The organism is Variovorax sp. CCNWLW225 (assembly GCF_037204045.1).
Lineage (GTDB): Bacteria > Pseudomonadota > Gammaproteobacteria > Burkholderiales > Burkholderiaceae_C > Variovorax.
Map to the genome: position 1 here is coordinate 278,662 of NZ_JBBCBV010000003.1, position 22,142 is coordinate 300,803.

At 65.9% G+C, this 22,142-nt stretch carries 18 protein-coding genes; 14 read left to right on the forward strand and 4 right to left on the reverse strand.

From position 1 onward, the window contains the following. Nucleotides 1–5: 5 nt before the first annotated feature. The 3 genes from V9L20_RS09015 to V9L20_RS09025 form a co-directional block, all read right to left on the reverse strand. Nucleotides 6–1,604: a glucan biosynthesis protein gene (locus V9L20_RS09015; RefSeq protein ID WP_337296326.1), complete on the reverse strand. Its 1,599-nt coding sequence runs from the start codon at nucleotides 1,602–1,604 to the stop codon at nucleotides 6–8. Nucleotides 1,605–1,829: 225 nt separating this feature from the next. Next, entirely contained in the window at nucleotides 1,830–2,675 is an 846-nt protein-coding gene (locus V9L20_RS09020) for a class I SAM-dependent methyltransferase (RefSeq protein ID WP_337296327.1), read from the reverse strand. Nucleotides 2,676–2,815: 140 nt separating this feature from the next. Next, complete coding sequence (locus V9L20_RS09025; protein ID WP_337296328.1) at nucleotides 2,816–4,324, reverse strand: CoA-acylating methylmalonate-semialdehyde dehydrogenase; 1,509 nt, start codon at nucleotides 4,322–4,324, stop codon at nucleotides 2,816–2,818. 104 nt (nucleotides 4,325–4,428) lie between these two features. On the opposite strand from V9L20_RS09025, the gene V9L20_RS09030 reads away from it, so the two are divergent. Beyond that, entirely contained in the window at nucleotides 4,429–5,379 is a 951-nt protein-coding gene (locus tag V9L20_RS09030) for a LysR family transcriptional regulator (protein WP_337296329.1), read from the forward strand. A gap of 28 nt (nucleotides 5,380–5,407) precedes the next feature. Here the strand turns inward: V9L20_RS09030 and V9L20_RS09035 are convergent, their stop codons facing one another. Beyond that, entirely contained in the window at nucleotides 5,408–6,319 is a 912-nt protein-coding gene (locus V9L20_RS09035; RefSeq protein ID WP_337296330.1) for a LysR family transcriptional regulator, read from the reverse strand. 115 nt (nucleotides 6,320–6,434) lie between these two features. Here V9L20_RS09035 and V9L20_RS09040 point away from each other — a divergent pair, with 115 nt between their 5' ends. From V9L20_RS09040 to V9L20_RS09100, 13 genes are all read left to right on the forward strand, one after another. Then, nucleotides 6,435–6,851, forward strand: coding sequence for a YjfI family protein (locus tag V9L20_RS09040; RefSeq protein ID WP_258507492.1), 417 nt, complete (start codon nucleotides 6,435–6,437; stop codon nucleotides 6,849–6,851). Between the two features lie 15 nt (nucleotides 6,852–6,866). Further along, nucleotides 6,867–7,580, forward strand: coding sequence for a PspA/IM30 family protein (locus V9L20_RS09045; protein ID WP_258507489.1), 714 nt, complete (start codon nucleotides 6,867–6,869; stop codon nucleotides 7,578–7,580). Continuing rightward, a complete protein-coding gene (locus tag V9L20_RS09050) occupies nucleotides 7,577–7,939 on the forward strand; it encodes a hypothetical protein (RefSeq protein ID WP_258507487.1) in 363 nt (120 codons plus the stop codon). Before V9L20_RS09045 ends, V9L20_RS09050 begins: the two co-directional genes overlap by 4 nt. Nucleotides 7,940–7,966: 27 nt before the next feature. After that, complete coding sequence (locus V9L20_RS09055) at nucleotides 7,967–8,611, forward strand: ubiquinone biosynthesis protein (RefSeq protein ID WP_337296331.1); 645 nt, start codon at nucleotides 7,967–7,969, stop codon at nucleotides 8,609–8,611. Between the two features lie 53 nt (nucleotides 8,612–8,664). Further along, nucleotides 8,665–10,833: a hypothetical protein gene (locus V9L20_RS09060; protein ID WP_258507479.1), complete on the forward strand. Its 2,169-nt coding sequence runs from the start codon at nucleotides 8,665–8,667 to the stop codon at nucleotides 10,831–10,833. A 53-nt stretch (nucleotides 10,834–10,886) separates the two neighbouring features. Next, a complete protein-coding gene (locus V9L20_RS09065; protein ID WP_337296332.1) occupies nucleotides 10,887–11,390 on the forward strand; it encodes a zf-TFIIB domain-containing protein in 504 nt (167 codons plus the stop codon). 12 nt (nucleotides 11,391–11,402) lie between these two features. Continuing rightward, the gene (locus V9L20_RS09070) at nucleotides 11,403–16,646 is read left to right on the forward strand and encodes a DNA repair ATPase (RefSeq protein ID WP_337296333.1); all 5,244 of its coding nucleotides are present in this window, start codon (nucleotides 11,403–11,405) and stop codon (nucleotides 16,644–16,646) included. Between the two features lie 345 nt (nucleotides 16,647–16,991). Beyond that, a complete protein-coding gene (locus V9L20_RS09075) occupies nucleotides 16,992–17,690 on the forward strand; it encodes a phospholipase D-like domain-containing protein (protein WP_337296334.1) in 699 nt (232 codons plus the stop codon). Further along, nucleotides 17,690–18,463, forward strand: a complete 774-nt coding sequence (locus V9L20_RS09080; RefSeq protein WP_337296335.1) for a hypothetical protein — start codon at nucleotides 17,690–17,692, stop codon at nucleotides 18,461–18,463. The genes V9L20_RS09075 and V9L20_RS09080 overlap by 1 nt, the downstream gene beginning before the upstream one ends. Before the next feature lie 105 nt (nucleotides 18,464–18,568). Continuing rightward, nucleotides 18,569–19,744, forward strand: coding sequence for a CaiB/BaiF CoA transferase family protein (locus tag V9L20_RS09085; RefSeq protein ID WP_258507471.1), 1,176 nt, complete (start codon nucleotides 18,569–18,571; stop codon nucleotides 19,742–19,744). Beyond that, nucleotides 19,741–20,724: a hydroxymethylglutaryl-CoA lyase gene (locus V9L20_RS09090; RefSeq protein WP_337296336.1), complete on the forward strand. Its 984-nt coding sequence runs from the start codon at nucleotides 19,741–19,743 to the stop codon at nucleotides 20,722–20,724. The genes V9L20_RS09085 and V9L20_RS09090 overlap by 4 nt, the downstream gene beginning before the upstream one ends. Then, nucleotides 20,721–21,101: a VOC family protein gene (locus V9L20_RS09095; protein ID WP_337296337.1), complete on the forward strand. Its 381-nt coding sequence runs from the start codon at nucleotides 20,721–20,723 to the stop codon at nucleotides 21,099–21,101. The genes V9L20_RS09090 and V9L20_RS09095 overlap by 4 nt, the downstream gene beginning before the upstream one ends. A gap of 46 nt (nucleotides 21,102–21,147) precedes the next feature. Further along, nucleotides 21,148–22,128, forward strand: coding sequence for a Bug family tripartite tricarboxylate transporter substrate binding protein (locus tag V9L20_RS09100; protein ID WP_337296338.1), 981 nt, complete (start codon nucleotides 21,148–21,150; stop codon nucleotides 22,126–22,128). The last annotated feature ends 14 nt before the right edge of the window (nucleotides 22,129–22,142 follow it).

The window sequence follows — 22,142 nt, forward strand, 5'->3', positions numbered from 1 at the left end:
GGCGATCAACTTGGCTGGAATTGGTACAGCCAGGTTTCCGTGAGCGTCTTGTCGCCGGTCTTCAGGTACAGCCGCATGTCGACGGGTTCGTTGCCTTCGGGCGTGTAGTCGAACTGCGCGCGCCAGTGGCCGGGCACCCCGTTGGGCACGGCCTCGGCAAAAACGTAGGAGAACTTGCCGCGCGGCGCGGTCAGCACCAACTCGGGCTTGACGCCGAAGGGCACGGTGGTGAGCGGCTCGCCGACGAACTCGACCATGAACTTGCGCACGCCCGGCGGCCGCGGCTGGCCCGGCTGTCCGCCGCGGCCGATGCGCGTTGCCACGCAGCGCGCGAGCGGCGAGGGAAAGGGCTCCTGGTCGGTCCAGTGCAGCCGGTACTGCAGGCTGTAGCTCGCGCCCGCCTTGGCGTCGGCCTTGGGCACCCAGAAGGCGACGATGTTGTCGTGGATTTCGTCGTCGGTGGGAATCTCGATCAGCTGCACCGAGCCCTCGCCCCAGTCGCCCTGCGGCTCGATCCAGAGGCTCGGGCGCTTTTCGTAGTTGACGCCGTCCTGGTAGTTGTCGAACACGCGGTCGCGCTGCAGCAGCCCAAACCCGCGCGGCCGGGTGTCCGCAAACGCCGAGGCCCGCGTTTGCGTCGGGTTGTTGAGAGGGCGCCAGATGCGCTCGCCCGCGCCGTTCCAGATGGCAAGGCCGTCGGAGTCGTGCACCTCGGGACGCCAGTCGATGGCGGTGGGCTTGATGGTCTCGGAGTACCAGTACATCGAGGTGAGCGGCACCAAGCCAAGGCGCGACACGTCGCGGCGCAGGAAGAGGCGCGAATCGATGTCCATGATCACGGCCTTGCCGCGCTGCATGACGAACTTGAACACCCCCGTGACGCTCGGCCCTTCGAGCAGCGCGTAGACCGTCATCGAGGTGGTGTTGTTGGCGGCGGGCGTCTCGAAGTAGTAGCGCGTGAAGGTCGGAAACTCTTCCGGCTTGTCGGGCACGGCCACATCGAGCGCAAGGCCGCGTGCCGACAGGCCGTACTGGTAGAGCTCGCCGATCGCGCGGAAGTAGGAGGCGCCCAGAAACGCGACCCAGTCGTTCTTCTGCCAGTCGAGCTTGCTCTGGTCGCCGAGGCGGCTTTCCTGCAGGCGGAAGCCTGCAAAGCCCGCGCCGGCCGGCAGCGCGCGGGCCGGGCTGTCGGGCGGCATCGAAAAGTAGCTGGGGCTGTAGAGCACCTCGCGTGCAAACACATCGCCGCCCGCGTTCTCGAGCACGTGCATGCGCACCGGCGTCTGGAAGAAGCGGCCCAGGTGAAAGAAGGTGACGGGAAAGGCGCCGGGCCCATCGCGGAAGAGGGCGTTGGCGGGGTCGAACTTGATCTTGCCGTGGGCGTCGTAGTCGATCTTCTCGAGCACATCGGGTGCGAGCGGCGCGGCTGCTGCATAGGGTTGCGCGGCCAGGCGCCTGGCTTGCGCGACGAGGCGGTCGAACGAGAAGGGCGAGGGCTGGCTCAGTTTCAGGCCGTTGGCGGCCATTGCCTCTTCGGGCAGTCCAAGGGCGGCGAGTGCGGCGGCGGCACCACCAGCGGCAAGGAAGGATCGGCGATCAAGCATGTGTTTCTTGAGGGTTGCGAGTCTTGGAGGTACGAAAGCGTTCACGAAGAAGACGCGGCCAGCGGGTGTGCCGGCCGGCTGCGGAAGAACCATCCTAATGCAGCACGCGTCAGGATTTTCCGCGACGAGAGGAACGGCGAGCATGCCTTGAAGCGGGCCCGCCCGGCGTCAGCCAAGCCGCGCAATGCAGGCCAGACAAGGCCGGCGATTGGAAAAATTGTGCGTTTATGTATCGGCGGGGTCGGTCGCGCTCAACGCATAGACAGCGTAGAGCGACACGCCCAGCATCATCAGCACCAGCGGCGCGAATAGGGTGTACGGCAGGCCGAAGCCTTCCAGTACCCGATAGGCGGAATCGAGCCGCAAGCGCGGATGGACTTCGGTCAGTTCGGAGGCCCGGCGCAGCCCCCATCGAAACTCCGCGCCGGTGGCGCGCACCGAAGGGTGCTGCGCGGCGCGGCCGACGGCAAGCCAGCACATGGCGTCGAACGCCAGCACCGAGCCCGGGGGCGCCCGCTCGCCGAAGGTTGCGAACACGGCCCGCACCTGTTGCGGCTCCAGGTACATCAGCACGCCCTCGGTGAAGAGAAACACGGGCTCCCCCTTGCGATTGCGCGGCAGCGCCAGCTGGTCCCACCATCCGTCGGAGGTGAGGTCGAGCGGGCACACGTCGTGCCGTGGGTCGGTTTCGGGAATCAGCTCGCGGCGCAGTTCGAGCACTTCGGGCAGGTCGGCATCCGTCAGGCGGCACTGCCCGTCGTCCAGCCACTGGAAGTAGTGGCTCAGGCCGCAGCCCATGTTCACCACGCGGCCACCCGGATGCTGCTTGAGAAATTCCTGTGCAAGGCTGCGGAAGCGGCGCGTGCGGTTCAGGATGCCGTAGATGGTGGCCCTGTCTTCCGGCAGGGCATGCCCGTCGTCACGTATCTGCTCGAGCACCGATGCGGCGTAGGCGTCGCGCACCCCGAGCTGCGGAAACATCGCGTCGCCGGAGGCGCGCGCCGCAAGCGAAATCCGCAGGGTCGAAGGCACGGCCGACAGGCTCCGCGCGGCTTGGCTCGTTGTCGTCATGGGCGCTGGACCAGGGTCATGCCCAAAGTCTGGCTGCTACCGCACAGCGGGGCAAGTCAGCCTTTGGTTAGCCCTGGCAGGCCGCCGATGCGCCCGCGCCTATAACTTATTGCTTCGATTGCTTCGGATCGCGCCTTCGATCACTTGGCAGTCGGCATCACGAACTCGGCACCCTTGCCGATGCTCTCCGGCCAGCGCTGCATGACCGACTTCTGCTTGGTGTAGAAGCGCACACCTTCCTCGCCGTAGGCATGCATGTCGCCGAAGAGCGAGCGCTTCCAGCCGCCGAAGCCGTGCCATGCCATCGGCACCGGAATCGGCACGTTGATGCCGACCATGCCCACCTGAATGCGGCGGCTGAACTCGCGCGCCACGTTGCCGTCGCGCGTGAAGCAGCTCACGCCGTTGCCGAACTCATGGTCGTTGACCAGGTCGACCGCGTCCTTGAAGTTGGCCACGCGCACGCAGGAGAGCACCGGGCCGAAGATCTCTTCCTTGTAGATGCGCATTTCGGGCGTGACGTGGTCGAACAGCGTGCCGCCCATCCAGAACCCGTCGCCGCAGCCTTCGCCGGCCTTGCTGCCGTCGAACTGGCGGCCATCGACCAGCAGCTTCGCGCCTTCTTTTTCACCCTGGGCGATGTAGCCCGTGATGCGCTCGTGCGCCGCGCGCGTGACGATCGGGCCCATCTCGGCCGCGAGGTTCTCGCCGTCGAGCACCTGGAGCGTCTTCGTGCGCTCGATGAGCTTGGGAATGATCTTGTCGGCCACGTCGCCCACCAGCACCGCCACGCTGATCGCCATGCAGCGCTCGCCGGCCGAGCCGTAGCCGGCGCCGATCAGCGCATCCACCGTCTGGTCGATGTCGGCGTCGGGCATCACCACCATGTGGTTCTTCGCGCCGCCGAGCGCCTGCACGCGCTTGCCGTTGCGTGCGCCGGTTTCGTAGATGTAGTTTGCAATGGGCGTGGAGCCGACGAAGCTCACGGCCTTGACGTCCGGGTGCTCGAGCAGCGCATCGACCGCGGCCTTGTCGCCCTGCACCACGTTGAACACGCCGTCGGGCAGGCCGGCTTCCTTCAGCAGCTCGGCCATGCGCAGCGACGGGGTCGGGTCGGTCGGGCTGGGCTTGAGAATGAAGGTGTTGCCCGCGGCAATGGCCACCGGGAACATCCACATCGGCACCATCACCGGAAAGTTGAAGGGTGTGATGCCCGCCACCACGCCCAGGGGCTGGCGCAGCGTCCAGTTGTCGATGCCGGTGCTCACCTGGTCGGTGAAGTCGCCCTTGAGCAGCTGCGGAATGCCGCAGGCGAACTCGACGATGTCGATGCCGCGCGAGACCTCGCCCTGCGCGTCGGTGAACACCTTGCCGTGCTCGGCGGTGATCATGTGCGCGAGCTCGTCCTTGTGCAGGTTGAGCAGCTCCAGAAACTTGAACATCACGCGGGCGCGGCGAATCGGCGGCGTGTCGGCCCACTTGGGGAACGCGGCCTGCGCGGCGGCCACGGCGGCGTCGACATCGGCCGCGGCGGCAAGCACCACCTTGCCGGTGACCTTGCCGGAGGCCGGATTGGTGACGTCCTGCGTGCGGTTGGAACCGCCGGCGGTGTGCTGGCCGGCGATGAAATGCGCGATCTGTGTGGTCATGGAGAGTCCCAGGGTCAATGATTTGCGCCAGTCTAGAAAAGGGAAGGGCGCCTGCCTAGGCGCTAAAGTTGAACTGTTTGTTCGCTATGGTGAACAATGCAGCCATGGATACGCAAAAAGCCGAATCGCTCTGGACGCACCTGCACTGGCTGATCGTGCTTGGCCAGCAGGGCAGCTACACCGCTGCAGCGGCCCGGCTGGGCGTGAGCAAGGCCGCCATGAGCCAGCGCATCGCCGAACTGGAGCGCGCCGCGGGCGTGCCCCTGGTGCGCCGCACCACGCGCAGCATGCGGCTCACCGAGGCCGGCCAGCAGCTCGTCGACCAGACCCGGGAGCCCTTCGAGCAGATCGCCCATAGTTTTTTGAAGGCCCAGGACCATGCGGGCGAACCGCGCGGCCTGGTGCGCGTGACGGCGCCGGTAGCCTTGGGGCGGCAGCAGCTGTTACCGCGGCTGGCCGACTTCCTGCTTGCGCATCCATCGATCCGCATCGAGATGGAGCTTTCCGATCGTCTCAGCTCGCTTGCGACGGAAGGCTTCGACCTTGCCGTCCGGCATGCCGCTTCGCCGCCCGATACGCATGTGGCCTGGCGGCTGTGCGAGACCCGATCCGTGCTGGTGGCCAGCCGGGCCTATCTGCGCCGCAAGGGAACGCCGCTGTCGCCGGCCATGCTGGCCGAGCACGATTGCCTGCACTATCCGCGCGGGCAAGAAACGAATGTGTGGTCGTTCGAGCGGCGGAACGTCCGGGCGCGCCAGGCCGAGCGCATGACCGTGCCCATTGCCGGCCCGCTCGCCGCCAACAACAGCGAAGCGCTTCGCGATGCCGCGCAGGCCGGGCTTGGCATTGCCCTGCTGCCCGACTTCAGTGCGCAGTCGGCCTTGCAAGCGGGCAAGCTGGTGGAGGTGCTGCCCGACTGGCAGCCCACCGGCGCATTCGCGGACCATATCTACGCCATTCGGCCGTATTCGCTGCACATACCGCGCGCGGTCAATCTGTTTGTGAGCCATCTCAGGGAGACATTGAAAGCCGGGTTCCAAGTGCCGCAGGCCTGAGGTTTCGGCCCGCTGGTCCGGCCTGGTTTCAGGTGGACGATGCAAGCAGCTGCTTGACCAGCAACTGCGCCGCGGGCGACAGGGTCTCGCCGGCCTTCGTCGCCATCAGCAGCCGCCGAACGGCCCAGGGGTCCTTCAGTCGCACCACCTTGAGATCGAGCGCGCTCACCTGCGCCTTGCAGGCCGCGAGCGGCACCACGCCGATTCCAAGGTTGGCAGCAATCATGTGGCACATCGCATCGAAGCTGCGCACCTGCACGCGCAACCGCATCGGTATGCCGGCCTGTTCGGCCGCGCGGGAGGTCAGCTCGAGCAGCGAACTGCTGCGGTTGAGCCCCACGAACTCGTGGGCGAGGCAGGTCTTGAAGTCCGTTCTGCGCGTGCGTGCAAGCGGGTGCTGCCGGGCGCACAGCACCACCAGCTCGTCGGTCTGGAACTGCGCCACGTCGAGCCCGTAGGCGGGCGTGTTTTCCGCGAACACGCCCACGTCGGCCAGGCCGTCGACCAAGGCGCGGACGATGTCGCCGCTCAGTTGTTCTTCCACTTCGACGCGGATGTCCGGATGCTGGCCTAGAAACTCTGCCAGCGTGGCCGGCAGGAACTCGGTGAGCGCCGACATGTTGGCCCAGAGCCGCACATGGCCGCGCACGCCGCTCGAGTAGTCGCCGAGTTCGTTGCTGAACTGCTCGAAGCCCTGAAAGAGCCGCATCGCATGCTGCATGGCCACATGGCCGGCGGGGGTGAGGGCTATGCCTTGCGAACTGCGTTCCAGCAGCTTCGACCCCGTGGCGGCCTCGAAATCCGAAAGTCGCCGGCTGGCTGCCGATAGCGCGAGGTGGCAGGCCTCGGCGCCCTTGGTAATGCTGCCCGACTGGGCCACGGCGCAGAACAGGCGCAGCGTCACGAAATCGACACGTGCGGGATTGATGGGGCTGGCCATCGCCGGATTCTAGGGATGGCGCCGTCATGTAAACGCCAGTGGCATAGGCCAAAAGATTCTTTGACATGTTATGTCGGCGCACCTATAGTGAACGGCAGCAAACAAAAGGAGGGGTATGCAATCACTGCTCGATCAACTGAAGGGGCTTGACGTTCTGGCCGGTGCCGCAATGGGCGGACTTGCGGTGCAGCTGCAGCCGATTCCGGGCCACACGCCCGTGGTGCAGGTGAGCATCGAGGGCCGGGACGAGTTGCCGATCTTCATCACCAGTTCAGACATGCAGGTGATCTGCATCTGCTATCTCTGGACCGAAGAAGAAGTGAAGCCGGAGCGCCGGACCGAACTGCTCGAGTCGTTGCTCGACCTGAATCCCTCGGTGCCGCTGTCGTCCTTCGGCCGCGTCGATGGCCGCTATGTGCTCACCGGTGCGCTCGGCCGCAATGCCAGCGTCGAAGACATCGCGCGCGAAGTGGCGGTGCTCAGCGACAACGCGCTCGATGCGCTGGACGCCCTGTCCGAATTCCTGAACTAAAAGGCGGAAATCATCATGACGGTCATCAAGAAACTGGTCACCTTGCTGCGCGGCAGTGCCCGCGAAATCGGCGAGAGCGTGGTCGACAGCAATGCCACGCGCATCTACGAGCAGGAAATCATCGATGCCAAGCACAGCATCGAAAAGGCCAAGGGTGATCTCACCGGCGTCATGGCCAAGGAGATGCAATCGGCCCGCGAGATCGAACGCCTGAAGAACGAAGTCACGCGTTACGAAGGCCTGGCACTCGAGGCGCTCAACAAGACGCAGGAAGGCCTGGCGCTCGACGTGGCCGCAAAGGTCGGCACGCTCGAAAAAGAGCTCGAGGAGCAGGCCAAGGCGCATGCCTCCTACGCGCTGCAGGTGTCCAAGCTCAAGGACCTGATCAAGACGGCCGAAGCGCGCATTCGCGAGCACGAGCGCGAGATCGGCATTGCCAAGACCACCGAGAGCGTCTACCGCGCCACGCAATCGATCTCCGAGAACATTGGCGCGGGCGGTTCGCGCCTGTCCAATGCGCGCGAGTCGCTCGAGCGCATCCGCCGGCGCCACGAAGACCTGGCCGATCGGATGACCGCGAGCCAGGCACTCGAAAACGAGCTCGGCCACAGCGCTCTCGAAAAGAAGCTGGCGGCCGCGGGCATCGGCAGCGACGTGGACCGCACCGGCCTGGTGATGGAGCGCATCCGCGCCCGCCAGGCCAAACCGGCGGAGCCCGGCACCCAATGACCGTACGGGTCAAGCCGGTTCGCTGGCAAGGCTCGGACGAGGCGATACGCGCCGTTCAGGTGGCGTTCGATGTGGAAGAAGCCGTGCTGGAGGCGGTGCGCACGGCGGCCTTCGAGCAGCACGTGTCCACCTCCGACCAGATCCGGCAAGTGCTGGGGCTTGCGACAACGTCCAAACCCAAGCGGCCGCGCCTGACCGTGTCGCTGAATGCGGCAGACTACGAGTTTCTGGCGGCGAGATATGGGCTCGCCCCGGACGACCGCCTGGCCATCAAGGAGAGGGCCACGCGCGATCTGATTGCTTTTGCAAGTGGTGGAAAGAAAAAGGGCACTGGCGCAACGAAGCCGGGCCGCAGATAAAAACACAACCCGCACGCGGGAGGGTCAATGGGAAATTTCATGGATGCGGTGACGGGGTACCCCACCGCGATCTACACGGTGCTGCTGGGCGTCGTGGTGATCTATTGGGTGCTCGCGGTCGCCGGCATGGTCGACATCGAGCACAGCGGCATCGACGTCGATGTGCAGACCCATGCCGACGGTGACACCAGCGACGTGGGGCAGCTCGCGAGCTATGTGGTCGCGTTCGGCCTGAACGGCGTGCCGTTCTCTGTGGCGGTGAGTTTGCTGGTGCTGGTGTCGTGGACGCTGTCTTGCCTTGGCGGGGAGTGGCTGCTGCCGCTGGTGCCCACGCTGCCGCTCAAGCTCCTGGCCGGTACGGTGCTGCTGGTGGCGAGCGCCGCCATTGCCATACCCGTGACGGCAGTGGCCATTCGCCCGCTGCGCGGCTTGTTCGTGAGCCACACGGCCGTGAGCAATGCGGCACTGGTCGGGCAGGCCTGCCGCGTGGTCACCGGCGTGGTGAACGAGAAGGACGGCCGCGCCGAAGTGGCCCGCCGCGGCGCCAGCCTGAACATTCGCGTCTGGGCGCCCACGCCCAACACGCTCAAGCGCGGATCGCAAGCGCTGATTCTCGAATACGACGAGGTGGCCGGACGCTACCTCATCGCAGCGCACGAAGACATCGTCTGACCGCGCGCATCCCCTTACCGTTAGTTCGCTCTTAAAGCATCTCTGGAGAAAAAATGGAGCCCATCCTCTTTGCCGTGGCCATCCTGGCCGTGGTCATCCTCGGCCTGTTCGCGATGTTCGCCAAGTTCTATCGAAAGATCGAACAGGGCCACGCGCTCATCGTGAATACCTTGCGCGCCGAGCCCGAGGTGACTTTCACCGGGCGAATGGTCTACCCGATCATCCACAAGGCCGAGTTGATGGACATCTCGGTCAAGACCATCGAGATCGACCGCTCCGGCAACGAGGGCCTCATCTGCCGCGACAACATCCGCGCAGACATCAAGGTGAAGTTCTTCGTGCGCGTGAACAAGACCGCGGACGATGTGCTCAAGGTGGCGCAGGGCATTGGCTGCGCGCGCGCTTCGAACCACGAAACGCTCGAAGAATTGTTCTCGGCCAAGTTCTCCGAGGCGCTCAAGACCGTCGGCAAGTCGATGGATTTTGTCGACCTGTACCAGGCGCGCGACGGGTTCCGCGACCAGATCATCAGCCAGATCGGCAACGACCTTTCGGGCTACGTGCTCGAAGACGCCGCCATCGATTACCTCGAGCAAACGCCGCTGTCGGAGCTGGACACCAACAACATCCTCGATGCGCAGGGCATCAAGAAGATCACCGAGCTGACGGCGGTCGAGCATGTGCGCACCAACGAGCTGCGCCGCAACGAGGAAATGCAGATCAAGAAGAAGAACGTCGAAACGCAGGAAGCCCTGCTCGAGCTCGAGCGCCAGCAGGCCGACGCCACCGCGCGCCAGCAGCGCGAAATTGCCAGCGTGCGCGCCCGCGAAGAGGCAGAGACCGCCAAGATCCAGGCCGAAGAGCGCACCAAGTCCGAAACCGCGCGCCTGGTTGCCGAACAGTCCATCTCGGTGCAGCAGGAAAACGTGCAGCGCGAGAAGGAAGTGGCCGAGAACAACCGCAAGCGCGCGGTCGCCATCGAGGAAGAAAAGGTCACGCGCGCGCGCGACCTTGAAATTGTCGATCGCGAAAAGGAAGTGACGCTGCAGCGCATCGAGAAGGACAAGGCCGTCGAAGTGCAGAAGAAGGCCATTGCCGACGTGATCCGCGAGCGCATCGTGGTCGAGCGCACGGTGGCCGAGCAGGAAGAAGCCATCAAGGAACTGCGCGTGGTGGCCGAGGCCGAACGCACCAAGAAATCCGTCGTGATCATGGCCGAGGGCCAGGCTGAAGAGAAGATGGTGCTCGACGTGAAGGCGGCCGAAACGCAAGAAAAGCGCGCCCGCCACAAGGCGGCCGAAGAACTCACGCTGGCCGACGCCAAGCTGAAGGTGGCCGAGCGCGACGCCGAATCGAAGAAGCGCGAAGCCGAAGGCGTGGAAGCCATCTCGGCCGCGCCGGGCCTTGCCGCCGCCAAGGTCGAGATTGCGACCGCGCAAGCCAAGCTCGCGAGCTTCGAGGCCGAGGCTTCGGGCAAGGAAAAGCTCGGCTTGGCCGACGTGCATGTGCGCCAGGCCGATGCCGACGCCGTCCTCAAGGCCGGCCAGGCCGATGCGCAGGTGATCGAGGCGCGCTCGCAGGCCGAGGCCGCGGGCATGCGCGCCAAGTTCGACGCTGAAGCCTCGGGCAAGGAGAAGCTCGGCCTTGCCGAAGTGAACGTGCGCACGGCAGACGCCGAAGCCACCCTGAAGTCGGGCCAGGCCGACGCGCAGGTGATCGAAGCCCGCTTCAGCGCCGAGGCCAAGGGCCTGCACGAAAAGTTCGAAGCCATGAAGGCAATGAGCCCGGACACCCGCGACCACGAAGAGTTCCGCATGCGCCTGGAAAAGTCGCACATCGAAACCATGAAGGGCATCGATGCGCAGACCTCCATTGCCAAGGAGCAGGCCGAGGTGCTGGGCACAGCGCTCGCCAACGCCAAGATCGACATCGTGGGCGGGCAGGGCGACTACTTCGACAGCTTCGTGCGCTCGCTGTCCGTGGGCAAGGGCATCGACGGCGTCATCTCCAAGAGCAATGCGCTGCAGGTGGCCTTCAAGGACCAGCTGGCCGGCGACCGCGACGTGGTGAAGGACCTGCGCGACATCGTCGGTGCGCTCGGCAATTCGTCCGGCGAGATTCAGAACCTCAGCGTTGCGGCGCTCATGAGCCGCATTACCAGCGACGGCAGCGAAAGCCAGAAAACCGCGCTGAGCAACCTGATCTCCACCTTCCGCAACTGAGTGGGCGCGCAATGAACCCGAACCTCAAATGCAGCTGCTCGGCGCATTCGCCGATGCAAGCCGTTGCCCTGGCCGAGGCGCTGCTGGCCGTGAACTGCACCGACTGCGGCGGCATGGTCATGTCCATGGAAGATTGGCGCGCCTGGAAGGCCGCCGACCCTGCGCGCGAACCCCATGCAATCGATGACGAGGTCATCGAAGTGTTCGATGCCGCATCGGTGCGGCATTGCCCCGAGTGCGACCGGCTCATGCAGCGCCTGCGCGTGAGCGCGGGGCCCGACTTTCGCATCGACCGATGCATTGCCTGCCAGAACCTCTGGTTCGACCAGGGCGAATGGCGTGCGCTCGTGAGCCGGGGCCTTGCCAACCGGCTCGACGAACTGCTGTCCGACGGCTGGCAGCGCCGGCTGCAGACCGAAGAGGTGCGCGAGGTGCGCCTTGCCGCGCTGCGCCGCCGCTACGGCAACGACTGCATCGACGAGCTGGACCGCATTCGCGCCTGGCTCGACACCCAGCCCCACCGCGACGAATTGCTCGCATTGCTGCGCGCGGACTGACCGCGCCGACCTATGCAACCCACGGAAGAATCGGGGGCGCCGGCCGGCGCCCAGGCGCCGTCTGACCAGACCGAAACCCTGGTGTCCGGCAGCGGCAGCTACGACCTGCTGAAGAAGCGGCTCGAAACACAGGGCGAAGGCCTGCTGAAGAAGACGCAGGCGCTCAACGAGCGGCGTCTCGCCGAGTTCGGCCGCTCCGAGCAGGCCTTGGTGCTGCGCACCCGCGCGCGCACCGAGAACAACGCCGTGGCGCGCGACATCGTGCGCATTGGCGATCTGCTGCTGTTCGGCTACAACGTGTTTATCGGCCTGCGCAAGGAAACGGCCGTGAGCGACGTGTTCGGGCTCTACCGATTGGCAGTGCCCGGAGAGGCCGCCACCGAGAACGACGAGCTGCAGCCCGTGCCGCTGGCCGGCACCTTTCTCGAAGACACCCGCTTCGTCTCCGATTTTCGTGAGCTGTACGCCTACTACAAGCAGGCGACGATGCTGCAGCTTCGCGTCACGCAGGACAAGCTGCTCGCGTCCTTCCAGATCGGCCAGCAGTTGGGCGACGTGCGCGTGTTCCGCTGGGCCATCGAGCGCAGCGGCGACATCCACTACATCGACAACCGCGGCGAACGCGACATTGCGCTGCCCGCGAGCCACGACTTCGAATGGACCGTTGCCACGCGCGAAGACCATGTGGGCGGCAAGCACCCCCATGTGAACGTGCTCGACACGGTGTTTGTCGAAACGCTGGGCGGCGACCTCACGGTCAAGATCGAGAACAACACCGAAACCGGACTCGGCATCTACAGCGAGCCGGTGGAAGACAAGAGCCAGTCGCTGACCGACGCCGAGATTTCGTGGGCCAAGCTCGGCATGCTGATCTTGCTGCGCGTAAAGCCTTACCGCGAGCAGGTCACGCGCTACCTGGTCTTCAACATCCGCACGCAGCAGGTCGAGCGCATCGACGCCATCGGCGGCTCCTGCGTGCAGCTGCCCGAAGACCACGGCATCATCTTTCCGGGCGGCTACTACCTGCAGTCGGGCGAGTACAAGCGCTTCGACCTGCCGGGCGAGGTGGTGGAGAGCCTGCGCTTCAAGCGCATGCTGCGCTCGCCCAACGGGGAAGACGTGGCCTACGTCTTCTACGACCCGAAGCCGGGGCGCTATGCGCTCTTCAACTACAACCTGATCGACAAGAAGCTCGCCACGCCGATCATCGCCAACGGCTACGCGCGCTTTGCCGACGGCCGCATCCTGGTGTTCAACGGCGACGCCGGCGAGCCCACGCGTGTGCACCCGATGCAGCTCTGGCAGACGCCGTTCGCCAGCGAAGAGCATGTGAGCGCGCAGCCGCCCGCCACCGGCTTCTTCGGCAAGATCGGCAATGCCGAGCTGGTGCGCGGCGTGAGCGACCTGATGGGCATTGCCCGTGCGGTACGCGAGCAGGCGCCCACGCGCGCTGCGTACGAAGACTTGATTCGCCAGTGCACCCGCGTGAGCGACGCCTACTTCTGGCTGGACGCCTCCGAGGCGGCCGGCCTGATGGGCGAGCTGCGCAGCATTGCCGACGTGGCGCGCAGCACGCTGGCCGAGTTCGAGAAGGTCGACACCATCCGCCGCGAGACCGCGCGCGCGCTGGCCCGTGCCGAAGACGAGCAGCACGCCTTGCTGGTCGACATTGCCAGCACGCTCTGGCGCGCGCCTGACGATTTTGTGAAAGCCCTGGGCCGCCTGCGCGAACGGCGCGGCGCGCTGCAGATGCTCAAGGAACTGCGCTACGCCGACCTGCCGCGCATCGCCGCCATGGACGCCGCGCTCGAGACCGAGCAGCAGCGCATCGGCGAACGCGCCATGCAGTTCCTGGCGGCGGACACGGCCTTCAGCGGCCAGCGCCAGGCGCTCGACAAGCTGGCGCTCGACATGCCGAATCTTGCGACTTCGCCCGCGCTCGGCCAGATGCTGGCGACGCTCGACGAGCAGGCGGCCGGCCTCGACTTACTGACCGAACAGCTGGGCAGCCTGCCAGGCGGCGATGCGGTGATCCGCACTTCGATTCTCGACCGCATCTCGCTGATCTACGCCGACATCAACCGCATGCGTGCCGATGCACGCGCGCGGCGCAAGTCGCTGGGCGCGACCGAGGCGCGCGCCGAGTTCGGCGCCCAGTTCAAGCTCTTCAGCCAGGCGGTGGAAAACGCGTTGGAGTTTGCGGACACGCCCGAGAAGTGCGACGACGCGTTGACGCGCCTCTTGGCCCAGCTCGAAGAAATCGAAGGCCGCTTTGCCGAGCAGGAAGACTTTTTGGCCGACATCGCCGAAAAGCGCGAGACCGTGTACGAAGCGCTTTCCGCGCGCCGCCAGAGCCTGGTGGAAGCCCGCCAGCGCCGTGCGCAGGGCGTGGTCGACGCTGCGGGGCGCATCCTCGACGGTATTCCACGCCGCGTTGCGCAGTTCGGCGATCTGAAGCAGGTTCACAGCTACTTCGCCGCCGATCCGATGATCGGCAAGCTGCACACGCTGATTGCAGACCTGCGCACGCTCGGCGCCGCCGTGCCGGCCGACGAGCTCGACACGCGCCTGAAGACGGCGCGCGACCAGGCGCTGCGTTCGATTCGCGACAAGCGCGAACTGGTGAGCGAAGGCGGAGACACCCTGCGCCTGGGCCGCCATGCGTTCACCGTGCACCGCCAGCCGGTCGACCTGACCTTGGTGGCCCGCGAGAACGGCATGGCCTACCAGGTCACCGGCACCGACTACCTGAGCCCTGTGGACGAGCCGCGCCTGCTGCCGCTGCAACGCTACTGGAACCAGGCGCTGGTTTCGGAAACCACCGAACTGTCGCGCGCCGAATACCTGGCCGGCCGCTTGCTCGAGTCGCTGCTCGATGGCAAGGCCGAGCGCACCTGGGCCGAAGTGGTCACGCTCCTCACCGAAGACCCGTTGCATCCGCAGCTGCTCGAAATGGTGCGCCGCTTTGCAGCCGCGCGCTACCAGGAGGGCTACCAGAAGGGCATTCACGACGACGACGCGCTGCGCCTGCTGGGCGCGCTCGTCGCCATGCAAGACCAGGCCGGCCTGCTGGCATGGGGGCCGACCGAACGCGCACTGGCGCTGCTCTACTGGCAGCACGGCCATTTGATCGCGCACCGCGAATCGCTGCTGCGGCGCGCGCGTGCCGCCTTGCAGATGCGGGCGCTGTTCGGCCGGCGTGATGCACTGGAGCAGCTCGAAGCCGACACGGCGCGCGCGCTGAACCACTTTGCGCGCGACATGCTGCCCGACCTGCTGCCGCTGGCCGAAACCGCCACTGAAGAAGAGCGAGACGCCCACCAGGGCCGCGTGTCCACCGTGTGCGACCAGGCGGCTGCCTACCTGGTGCGCGAACTGGCGGGCGAGCACGGCGGCGAAACCTGGGCCGTATCGGGCGCGGGCGAAGACCTCGCGGCCGCGCTGCTGCGAGAACTCGAGCGCGGCGGCAGGCGCGATGCGTGGCAGCACGATCTGGACGCCGCACCGCCGGCGGAGCGCTGGCGCCTTGCGCGCGACTGGGTGCGTGCCTATGCGATTCATCAGGCGCCGCAGTCGGTCGATTGGGTAGACGATGCGGCCAGCGTGCTGGCCATGCCGATGCAGCGCAAGCGGGTGAACGTGGCGCTCGACCGCACGGTCGAGGGGCTGCGCGGCGAACATCCGCGCGTGGCCGACGGCCGCATGACCCTGAACCTGAACGACTTCTGGCGCCGTTTCCTGTTCCACGCCACGCACGCGGTGCCGGGCTACGAGGCGCTGCACAGCCTGCGCCACGAGCTGCTCGAACGCGAGAAAGCGCGGCTCAAGCTGAGCCAGTTCCAGGCCAAGCCGCTCTCGACCTTCGTTCGCAACCAGCTGATCGACGAGCTCTACCTGCCCATCATCGGCGACAACCTGGCCAAGCAGATCGGCTCGGCGGGGGAGGGCAGCCGCACCGACCGCATGGGCCTGCTGCTGCTGATCTCGCCGCCCGGCTACGGCAAGACCACGCTCATGGAATACGTGGCAGACCGGCTCGGCCTGATCTTCGTGCGCATCAACTGCCCGGCGCTGGGCCATGGCGTCACGGCCATCGACCCGGCCAACGCGCCCAACAGCGCCGCGCGGCAAGAGCTGGAAAAGCTGAACCTCGGCCTGGCAATGGGCAGCAACGTGATGCTGTACCTGGACGACATCCAGCACACGAGCCCGGAGTTTCTGCAGAAGTTCATTGCGCTGGCCGACGGCACGCGCCGCATCGAGGGCGTGTGGAACGGCGAGCCGCGCAGCTACGACATGCGCGGCAAGCGCTTTGCAATCGTGATGGCGGGCAACCCGTACACCGAGTCGGGCGACGTGTTCAAGATCCCGGACATGCTGGCCAACCGGGCGGACATCTACAACCTGGGCGACGTGCTCTCGGGACGCGAGGCGGCCTTTGCGCTTTCGTACATCGAGAACAGCCTGACCTCCAACCCCACGTTGATGCCGCTGGCCTCGCGCGACCCCAAGGACGTGCAGCTGCTGGTGAAAATGGCGCAGGGCCACGAGGTGCCGAGCAGTGCGCTTTCGCATGCCTACAGCGCGGTCGAGCTGGAGGAAATCAAGGCGTTGCTGCAGCGCCTGTTCCGTGCGCGCGACCTGCTGCTGAAGGTCAACCTCGCCTACATCGAATCGGCCGCGCAACAGGAGGCCTACCGCACAGCGCCGCCGTTCAAGCTGCAGGGCAGCTACCGCAACATGACCAAGCTCGCGGGCAAGATCACGGCGTTGATGCGCGACGACGAGCTTGATGCATTGCTGCGCGACCATTACCGCGGCGAGGCGCAGACCCTGACCACCGGCGCGGAAGAAAATCTGTTACGGCTCGCGCAGCTTTTAGGCAGCCCGACACCGGAAGAAAGCGCGCGCTGGGCGGCCATCTGCGAGGAGTTTGTGCGAAAGAAAAAGCTCGGCGGCGACGATGTCGACGGCAGCCAGCGCATTGCAAGCAGCATGCTCGACGTGGCGCGCGCGGTCGATGCGCTCAAGCCCAAGCCGCCCGCCGAAGGCCCGAGCGAAAGCCAGCGGCTGGCCGACGCCATGCTGCAGATTGCGGTGACTTATCGCGAACTGATCCTTCCGCTAGTAACCGCCACCGAACGCCGGCTAGAGCTCGACCGGTCGATCAAGCAGGACATGGAGCGGCTTGCGGCTGAGGTGCAGGCTGCGCGTGGCGTGGTGAAGCGCTCGCCCAAGCCGGACAAGGAGGGCTAGGAATGGGGCGTTGTGTTTCTTTGCGCGTTGTGCGTGAGGCGCTTTGTTCAGGGCGCGCCCCCGCCGACGGGGTACCTTTCTCCGCGAATGTCCCCCGGCCTGCGGCCTCCTCCTTTATTTCGCTGCGCAAGGCACCCCGCCAGCGGGTGCGTTGCACAGAGCGGTTGTTGATCAGCGGTACACCAGCAGCGTGCCCTCGTGCACAGGGCATCGGGTGCTCCACGCAGCGAAATAAAGGAGGAGCCGAAGGCGGGGGACATTCGCGGAGGGGAGTACCCGGTGGCCTTTGCACGCGCCCTGAACAACAGCCCCTGAATGGGCGCAGCTCTATGGAGATTCACTGACATGTCGGCCCTTCCCGAACTACTGGCCCAGCTGGACGCCACCATGACCGATGAGCGGCTGAGCGACGACGAGCGCCGCGTGCTGGTGCATACGCTTCGTGAGGCCTCACCGCCTGAGGACGGTTTGCGCCAGTTGCGCAATCGTGCATTCGACCTGGTGCGCGCCCGCACAGCTGATCCGGAGCAACTGTCCCTGCTCAAGTGGCTGGAAGGCGTGGTTCGCGCGATAGACACCGGTCGCTTGCCGGATGCGGTCAACGTGCACTCGCAGGCCTTCTTCAGCCCGGGCACGGCTTGCCTGCAGGCAATCAACCAGCAGCTGAGGGCCGCGAAGCGCTCGGTCGACCTGTGCGTTTTCACGCTGTCGGACGACCGTATTACCGCCGAGGTGCTGGCCGCGCACAGGCGCGGCGTGGCGGTGCGCTTCATTACCGACAACGACAAGGAGTTCGACCGCGGCAGCGACGTGGGTCAGTTGCGCGCGGCCGGCATTCCGATTGCGGTGGACCGCACCGAAGCCCACATGCACCACAAGTTCGCGATCTTCGACGGCGCACGATTGCTGAACGGCAGCTACAACTGGACTCGCAGCGCTTGCGAGCACAACGAAGAGAACGTGATTTTGAGCAACGACCCCTCGCTCGTTCGACGCTTTGCGGACGAATTCGACACCTTGTGGAAAGAACTGCAGGCCGCCTGATGCCAAGAAGAATCGACTACGACTGGGAGCTGCCGCCTGAAATTCAGCAGCGGCTGGGAGGCGCCAGCTACGGTGCGCAGCGCATCATCCACGAGCAGGGCCACCTGCTGGTGATCCTGCACGAACCGCCCGCCGGACCCGGTGCGGAGCGCAAGCCCGCGGTGTTCTTGCGCAAGCCCGATGGCGCGTGGTTCCACAAGGGCAACAACCCCGGCGAGCGCGCTTTTGCCAAGCTGCTCGAAAGCTACCGCACGGCGCTGGCTACTTTCGAGACCAGGCACGCGGCCGCTGAAACTTCCGAAGATCTGTTCCAGGTTCTTGGCCCGCTCATTCCGCTGACCCGCGCCGCCATGAACATGCAGGCCGCCTTGCAGGCGGCTCGCGATGCCGTCAAGGAAGACCTCATGCTGATCGACCTGCGCGATCTGGCGGTCGAGATCACGCGCGGCCTGGAGTTGCTGCTGGCCGACACCCGCATGTCGCTCGACTACCGGCTCGCGCACGCGGCCGAGGCGCAGGCGCGCTCTACCCGTGAAGTCAGCCGCGCGCAGCACAAGCTCAACACCATTGCGGCGCTGACCTTTCCGCTCATGGCCGTTGGCGCTGCATTCGGCATGAACCTGCACAGCGGCATGGAGAACATGCCAGTCTGGATGTACTGGGCGATTTTTGCGGGCGGTCTTTTCCTCGGCATCTTGTTGCGCGGGTGGGTCAAGGCGCCCGAGGCAGCGCCGCTGCCGCCCGTCAAGCCTGCAACGGCAAAAAGAAAGTAGGGTTCCGGGCCTTCGCATTTTGCGAAGGGGTGCTGCCGTCAGAGCAATTCCGGCGGACGCGATCTGTTCCTAGAGTTGGGGCATTCCAACAGGAGACAGACGCAGATGAACGCACTCGAAGGCCTCAAGGTGCTGGAACTCGGCCAGCTCATCGCCGGCCCGTTCGCAGGCAAGACGCTGGCGGAATTCGGCGCCGACGTGATCAAGGTCGAGCCTGCCGGCGTCGGCGACCCGCTGCGCAAATGGCGGATGCTGCGCGAAGGCACCTCGGTGTGGTGGGAGGTGCAGTCGCGCAACAAGCGCTCGGTGTGCTTAGACCTGCGCAGCGCTGAAGGCCAGGAGGCGGTGCGCGCCCTGGCGCTCGAGGCCGACGTGCTCATCGAAAACTTCAAGCCGGGCACGCTCGAAGGCTGGGGCCTGGGCTGGGAGCAGCTGCATGCACTCAACCCCCGGCTCATCATGCTGCGCATCTCCGGCTACGGGCAGACCGGCCCCTACCGCGACAAGCCGGGTTTTGGCGTGCTCGGCGAATCGATGGGCGGGCTGCGCTACCTGAGCGGCGAACCGGGCCGGGTGCCCGTGCGCGTGGGCGTTTCGCTCGGCGACACGCTGGCCGCGCTGCATGGCGTGATCGGCGTGCTCACCGCGCTGCACCACCGCACGGCCCATGGCGGGGAAGGGCAGTTCATCGACGTGGCGCTGTACGAGTCGGTCTTCAACGTGATGGAAAGCCTGCTGCCCGAATACGACGCGTTCGGCGCTGTGCGGGAGCGTGCCGGCAGCGCGTTGCCGGGTATTGCGCCGACCAATGCCTACAAGTGCAGCGACGGACATTACGTGCTGGTGGCGGGCAACGGCGACAGCATCTTCCGCCGGCTGATGCGCGCCATCGACCGCGCTGATCTTGAGAATGATCCGCAGCTCGTGCACAACGACGGCCGCGTGGCGCGCGTGGAAGAAATCGATACAGCCATCGAGGCCTGGACGCTGCAGCGTAGCCGCGACGAGGTGCTGGCGGCGCTCGATGCGGCGGGCGTGCCCGTCGGGCGCATCTACTCGGTGGCCGACATCGCAGCCGATCCGCAATACCAGGCGCGGCAGATGATCGTGGAGGCGACCACTTCCGATGGCGGCACGCTCAAGGTGCCTGGCGTTGTGCCCAAGCTCAGCGCCACGCCGGGCCGCATTGCGCACCCTGCGCCACGGCTCGGCGAACACACGGGCGATCTGAAAGGCCCGGGCTGGCCCGCACGCCGCACCGAGGAAAGCGAGGCCGTATGAAAGCAGGCAACGGCAAGCGGCTCTTCATCAACGAAGTGGCCACCCGAGACGGCTTCCAGATGGAAAGCCGATTCATCCCCACCGACGACAAGATTGCATTGATCGACCGTCTGGGCACGCTCGGCTACGCCAAGATCGAGGTGACCTCATTCACTTCCGCCAAGGCGATACCGGCATTGCGCGACGGCGAAGAGGTGATGCAGCGCATCGCCCGCCGGCCCGGAGTGGTCTACACCGCGCTGGTGCCGAACCTGCGTGGGGCCGAGCGCGCGCTGGAAAGCCGCATCGGCGAATTCAACGTCGTCATGTCGGTGAGTGAGACCCACAACCTCAGCAACCTGCGCATGACGCGCGAGCAGTCATTCGCTCAGTTGGCGGAAGTCATCGCGCTGGCAAAGCAGGCCGCCGCACCGGTGAACGTCTCGCTCTCGTGCATGTTCGGCTGCCCGATGGAGGGCGAGGTGCCGCTTGCCACGGTGCTCGAATGGATCGACCGCTTCGCTGCGCTGCGGGTGCAGGGCATCACGCTGTGCGACACCACGGGCATGGCTTTTCCCACGCAGGTGCAGGCCGTTTGCGAGGCGGTGCTGGCGAGATATTCCGCACTGCAGTGGACGGCGCACTTTCACAACACGCGCGGCATGGGGCTTGCGAACACGGTGGCCGCAGTCGAGGCGGGTGTCGAGCGGCTCGACATGTCATTGGGTGGCATCGGCGGTTGCCCTTATGCGCCCGGGGCCACCGGCAATGTGGCCACGGAAGACGTGGTGCACATGCTGCAATGCATGGGGTACGACACCGGCATGGATCTGGAAGGCCTGATCGAAGCCGCCTCGGAGCTCGAGGCCCTGGTGCAGCATGACTTGCCGAGCCAGGTCTCCCGCGCCGGACACCGGTTCACGCGGCATGCGCCACCGGCGGATTTCAACGACATCGTGGCGCGTGCGAATGCGCGCCGCGGCAAGGAGCTGCAGACATGATCGACCATCTGGACCACCTGGTGCTCACCACCGTCGACGAGGAGGCCTGCACCCGCTTCTATATCGACGTGATGGGCATGGCGCTGGAAACTTTCGGCCCGGGCCGCAAGGCTTTTCGCTTCGGCAACCAGAAGATCAACCTGCATGTGAAGGGGCACGAGTTCGAGCCCAAGGCGCAGGTGCCGATGCCCGGCTCGCTGGACTTGTGCTTCATCGCGAGCGTGCCGCTCGACGACGTGATCGCGCGGCTGAAGGACAAGGGCGTGCCGATCATCGAAGGCCCGGTGATGCGAACCGGCGCCACCTCGCGCATTCGCTCGGTCTACGTGCGCGACCCCGACCTGAATCTGATCGAAATCTCGGAGCTGGCGCCCTGACGGGCCGGCTTCGGAGACAGCCTACAAAAACCACCGGAGACAAACCATGAAACCCACACTTCGCCTTCTTGCGGCCAATCTCGGCCTTGCGCTAGCGGCCGCCGCGGCCACCACGGCCAGCGCCGACACCTGGCCTTCGAAACCGATCACCTTCATCGTGCCCACCGCACCCGCGGGCTCCACCGACATCATGGCGCGCATGGTCGGCGAGCCGCTGCAGCGCGCGCTGGGCCAGCCCGTGGTCGTCGACAACAGGCCCGGCGCCAGCGGCAACATCGGCACCGAAGCCGTGGCGCGCGCCGCACCCGATGGCTACACGCTGCTGATGCAGTACTCGGGCTACCACGTCGGCAACCCTTCGCTCTATCCGCAGCTCAAGTGGAGTCCGTCCAAGGACTTCGTGCCGGTGGCCATGGTGATGCGCGCTCCGCACGTGGTCGCCGTCAGCGGCAAGCTGCCGGTCAACTCGATGAAGGAACTGGTCGAGCACGGCAAGAAGAAGGAGGGCGGCTTGTTCTACGCCTCGTCGGGCAACGGATCGATCCAGCACATTGCGGGCGAGCTGCTTTCGCGACAGGCCAAGCAGCCGATGACCCACGTGCCCTACAAGGGCTCGGGCCCAGCCATCAACGACCTGATTGCGGGCAACGTGGACATGTTCATCACCACGCCGCCCTCGGTCATCGGGCACATTGCGAGCGGGCGCATGAAGGCGCTGGCCTATACGGGCAGCAAGCGGCACCCGTCGATGCCCAACGTGCCGACTTCGGCCGAGGCAGGCTTGCCGGGCTACGAAGTGGAATCGTGGTTCGCGGTGTTCGCACCGGCCAGGACGCCGCCCGAAGTGGTGGCAAAGCTCAGCGCCGAGATCAAGAAGATCGTCGAGAGCGAATCGTTCCGCAAGAAGGTGGACGAGCAGGGCGCCTTTGCCACCTACATGGACTCCGCGGCGCTGGGCAAATTCGTCGACCAGGAACTGGTGGCCTGGTCGAAGGTGATCAAGGCGGCGGACATCAAGCCCGAGTGAACGGGCCCCGGCCG

What these genes read in the sequence shown, in the direction of transcription:
- V9L20_RS09020 (WP_337296327.1), bottom strand. Translation starts at nt 2,675, where the DNA reads ATGACGACAACGAGCCAAGCCGCGCGGAGCCTGTCGGCCGTGCCTTCG.
- V9L20_RS09055 (WP_337296331.1), top strand. Translation starts at nt 7,967, where the DNA reads ATGGGAAATTTCATGGATGCGGTGACGGGGTACCCCACCGCGATCTAC.
- V9L20_RS09030 (WP_337296329.1), top strand. Translation starts at nt 4,429, where the DNA reads ATGGATACGCAAAAAGCCGAATCGCTCTGGACGCACCTGCACTGGCTG.
- V9L20_RS09060 (WP_258507479.1), top strand. Translation starts at nt 8,665, where the DNA reads ATGGAGCCCATCCTCTTTGCCGTGGCCATCCTGGCCGTGGTCATCCTC.
- V9L20_RS09045 (WP_258507489.1), top strand. Translation starts at nt 6,867, where the DNA reads ATGACGGTCATCAAGAAACTGGTCACCTTGCTGCGCGGCAGTGCCCGC.
- V9L20_RS09050 (WP_258507487.1), top strand. Translation starts at nt 7,577, where the DNA reads ATGACCGTACGGGTCAAGCCGGTTCGCTGGCAAGGCTCGGACGAGGCG.
- V9L20_RS09065 (WP_337296332.1), top strand. Translation starts at nt 10,887, where the DNA reads ATGCAAGCCGTTGCCCTGGCCGAGGCGCTGCTGGCCGTGAACTGCACC.
- V9L20_RS09040 (WP_258507492.1), top strand. Translation starts at nt 6,435, where the DNA reads ATGCAATCACTGCTCGATCAACTGAAGGGGCTTGACGTTCTGGCCGGT.
- V9L20_RS09080 (WP_337296335.1), top strand. Translation starts at nt 17,690, where the DNA reads ATGCCAAGAAGAATCGACTACGACTGGGAGCTGCCGCCTGAAATTCAG.
- V9L20_RS09015 (WP_337296326.1), bottom strand. Translation starts at nt 1,604, where the DNA reads ATGCTTGATCGCCGATCCTTCCTTGCCGCTGGTGGTGCCGCCGCCGCA.
- V9L20_RS09070 (WP_337296333.1), top strand. Translation starts at nt 11,403, where the DNA reads ATGCAACCCACGGAAGAATCGGGGGCGCCGGCCGGCGCCCAGGCGCCG.
- V9L20_RS09035 (WP_337296330.1), bottom strand. Translation starts at nt 6,319, where the DNA reads ATGGCCAGCCCCATCAATCCCGCACGTGTCGATTTCGTGACGCTGCGC.
- V9L20_RS09100 (WP_337296338.1), top strand. Translation starts at nt 21,148, where the DNA reads ATGAAACCCACACTTCGCCTTCTTGCGGCCAATCTCGGCCTTGCGCTA.
- V9L20_RS09075 (WP_337296334.1), top strand. Translation starts at nt 16,992, where the DNA reads ATGTCGGCCCTTCCCGAACTACTGGCCCAGCTGGACGCCACCATGACC.
- V9L20_RS09095 (WP_337296337.1), top strand. Translation starts at nt 20,721, where the DNA reads ATGATCGACCATCTGGACCACCTGGTGCTCACCACCGTCGACGAGGAG.
- V9L20_RS09090 (WP_337296336.1), top strand. Translation starts at nt 19,741, where the DNA reads ATGAAAGCAGGCAACGGCAAGCGGCTCTTCATCAACGAAGTGGCCACC.
- V9L20_RS09085 (WP_258507471.1), top strand. Translation starts at nt 18,569, where the DNA reads ATGAACGCACTCGAAGGCCTCAAGGTGCTGGAACTCGGCCAGCTCATC.
- V9L20_RS09025 (WP_337296328.1), bottom strand. Translation starts at nt 4,324, where the DNA reads ATGACCACACAGATCGCGCATTTCATCGCCGGCCAGCACACCGCCGGC.